Here is a 3263-nt window from a genome sequence, read left to right as displayed (position 1 = left end):
GGTTCTGACCTGGGGTTTCGGCCATGGGGGACCCCCCTGTTTCAGGGGTGTTCGCGGGGGTGTAATCTTCTTCGTGTCGCCAGGGACGGCCGGGGCGGCCGGGTGAGAAGCCCACAGGGGTTGCTTACTCGGAGTCTGGTCGGGTACCGTTGCTGGTTGGCCCTCGGTTGAGGGTCGCCCCCCCCCTTCGAAACGTCCGAACGGACGGTTGTTAGAGTGGGTGGCGGCCTTCGGGCGAGACAACGAAGACACTTTTCGTGTTGTTTGAGAACTCAACAGTGCGCTAGTGATTGTCAGCTAGTAGAGCTTTGATGCCCCTTTTTGGGGTGTGCCCCTTTTTTGAAGGGTTTCTTTGAGATCATTTGGGTCTCGGATCGGATTCATTGTTGGAGAGTTTGATCCTGGCTCAGGACGAACGCTGGCGGCGTGCTTAACACATGCAAGTCGAACGCTGAAGCTCAGCTTGCTGGGTGGATGAGTGGCGAACGGGTGAGTAACACGTGGGTAATCTGCCCTGTACTCTGGGATAAGCCCTGGAAACGGGTCTAATACCGGATATGACATGTCTCCGCATGGGGGTGTGTGGAAAGCTCCGGCGGTACAGGTTGAGCCCGCGGCCTATCAGCTTGTTGGTGGGGTGATGGCCTACCAAGGCGACGACGGGTAGCCGGCCTGAGAGGGTGACCGGCCACACTGGGACTGAGACACGGCCCAGACTCCTACGGGAGGCAGCAGTGGGGAATATTGCACAATGGGCGCAAGCCTGATGCAGCGACGCCGCGTGGGGATGACGGCCTTCGGGTTGTAAACCTCTTTCGCTAGGGACGAAGCCTTTCGGGGTGACGGTACCTGGAGAAGAAGCACCGGCTAACTACGTGCCAGCAGCCGCGGTAATACGTAGGGTGCGAGCGTTGTCCGGAATTATTGGGCGTAAAGAGCTCGTAGGCGGTGTGTCGCGTCTGCCGTGAAAACCTGCGGCTTAACCGTGGCGTGCGGTGGATACGGGCATCACTTGAGTTCGGCAGGGAGACTGGAATTCCTGGTGTAGCGGTGGAATGCGCAGATATCAGGAGGAACACCGGTGGCGAAGGCGGGTCTCTGGGCCGATACTGACGCTGAGGAGCGAAAGCGTGGGGAGCGAACAGGATTAGATACCCTGGTAGTCCACGCCGTAAACGTTGGGCGCTAGGTGTGGGACGCTGTTCACGTGTCCCGTGCCGTAGCTAACGCATTAAGCGCCCCGCCTGGGGAGTACGGCCGCAAGGCTAAAACTCAAAGGAATTGACGGGGGCCCGCACAAGCGGCGGAGCATGTGGATTAATTCGATGCAACGCGAAGAACCTTACCTGGGCTTGACATGCACCGGATCGCCCCAGAGATGGGGTTTCCCTGTGGCTGGTGTACAGGTGGTGCATGGCTGTCGTCAGCTCGTGTCGTGAGATGTTGGGTTAAGTCCCGCAACGAGCGCAACCCTTATCCTATGTTGCCAGCGGGGTAATGCCGGGGACTCGTGGGAGACTGCCGGGGTCAACTCGGAGGAAGGTGGGGATGACGTCAAGTCATCATGCCCCTTATGTCCAGGGCTTCACACATGCTACAATGGCTGGTACAGAGGGTGGCGATACCGTGAGGTGGAGCGAATCCCTTAAAGCTGGTCTCAGTTCGGATCGTAGTCTGCAACTCGACTGCGTGAAGTCGGAGTCGCTAGTAATCGCAGATCAGCAGTGCTGCGGTGAATACGTTCCCGGGCCTTGTACACACCGCCCGTCACGTCATGAAAGTCGGTAACACCCGAAGCCCGCGGCCCAACCGGGTTTTCCCGGGGGAGTGGTCGAAGGTGGGACTGGCGATTGGGACGAAGTCGTAACAAGGTAGCCGTACCGGAAGGTGCGGCTGGATCACCTCCTTTCTAAGGAGCCTGTTGGCTTGTTAGAGCCTGATTGTGAACCTCTGCTGGTTGGTGTCGTCCTGGTGCGTGCCGTGGTGGTGCGCGGGGGATGCTGTGATGGTCGCTGGCGTACTGTTGGTGTCTGAGGCAGCACGTGGGTGTGTTTTCGGTGGTGTTTTGAGAATTGCAGAGTGGGTACGAGCATCTTTGTGGTCAAGTTGTGTAGGGCACATGGTGGATGTCTGGGCATCAGGGGCCGATGAAGGACGTGGAGGCTGCGATAAGCCTCGGGGAGCTGTCAACCGAGCTGTGATCCGAGGATGTCCGAATGGGGTAACCCGGCACCCGTGATGGGGTGTCACCCGCACCTGAATGTATAGGGTGTGTGGAGGGAACGCGGGGAAGTGAAACATCTCAGTACCCGTAGGAAGAGAAAACAACGGTGATTCCGTGAGTAGTGGCGAGCGAAAGCGGAGGAGGCTAAACCGTGCGCATGTCAAGCTGTCAGGTGTTGTGTGTGCGGTGTTGTGGGTGCCATGGCCGGAGCTGACACTTCCGGGGATGCGTCGTGTGGTTAGCGGAACACGTTGGGATGCGTGGCCGGAGTGGGTGAGAGTCCCGTACGCGAAAGCTGCATGGGCGTGTCTGGTGGTTGTCCCCGAGTAGCAGCGGGCTCGTGGAATCTGCTGTGAATCTGCCGGGACCACCCGGTAAGCCTAAATACTTCCTGGTGACCGATAGTGCACGAGTACCGTGAGGGAAAGATGAAAAGTACCCCGGGAGGGGAGTGAAAGAGTACCTGAAACCGTGTGCCTGCAAGCCGTCAGAGCCTGCGGGTGATGGCGTGCCTTTTTGAAGAATGAGCCTGCGAGTTAGTGCTGCGTGGCGAGGTTAACCCGGGTGGGGTAGCCGGAGCGAAAGCGAGTCTGAAGAGGGCGTCGAGTCGCGTGGTCTAGACCCGAAGCGGGTGATCTACCCCATGGCCAGGGTGAAGCGCCGGTAAGACGGCGTGGAGGCCCGAACCCACCAGGGTTGAAAACCTGGGGATGAGCTGTGGGTAGGGGTGAAAGGCCAATCAAACTCCGTGATAGCTGGTTCTCCCCGAAATGCATTTAGGTGCAGCGTCGTGTGTTTCCCGTCTGGGGTAGAGCTACTGGATGGCCTAGGGGGCTTACCGGCTTACCGAAGTCAACCAAACTCCGAATACGGATGGGTGAGAGCGCGGCAGTGAGACGGCGGGGGATAAGCTCCGTTCGTCGAGAGGGAAACAGCCCAGAACACCAGCTAAGGCCCCTAAGTGTGTGTGCTCAGTGGGAAAGGATGTGGAGTCGCTGAGACAACCAGGAGGTTGGCTTAGAAGCAGCCATCCTTGAAA

General features: G+C 58.7%; 1 rRNA gene and 3 other annotated features. The gene reads left to right on the top strand.

Annotated elements, in window-relative coordinates:
- The first annotated feature begins 383 nt into the window (after positions 1–383).
- Positions 384–1909 (top strand): 16S ribosomal RNA (locus SACSA_RS0101860).
- A 204-nt stretch (positions 1910–2113) separates the two neighbouring features.
- Positions 2114–2703 (top strand) — a sequence feature (23S ribosomal RNA rRNA prediction is too short).
- Positions 2704–2761: 58 nt separating this feature from the next.
- Positions 2762–2983 (top strand) — a sequence feature (23S ribosomal RNA rRNA prediction is too short).
- Positions 2984–2995: 12 nt separating this feature from the next.
- Positions 2996–3162: a sequence feature (23S ribosomal RNA rRNA prediction is too short), on the top strand.
- Positions 3163–3263 lie beyond the last annotated feature (101 nt).

Source organism: Saccharomonospora saliphila YIM 90502 (assembly GCF_000383795.1).
Taxonomy (GTDB): Bacteria; Actinomycetota; Actinomycetes; order Mycobacteriales; family Pseudonocardiaceae; genus Saccharomonospora; species Saccharomonospora saliphila.
The sequence above is the reverse complement of the archived record's forward strand: the minus strand, read 5'-3'. Positions and strand labels throughout refer to the sequence as shown.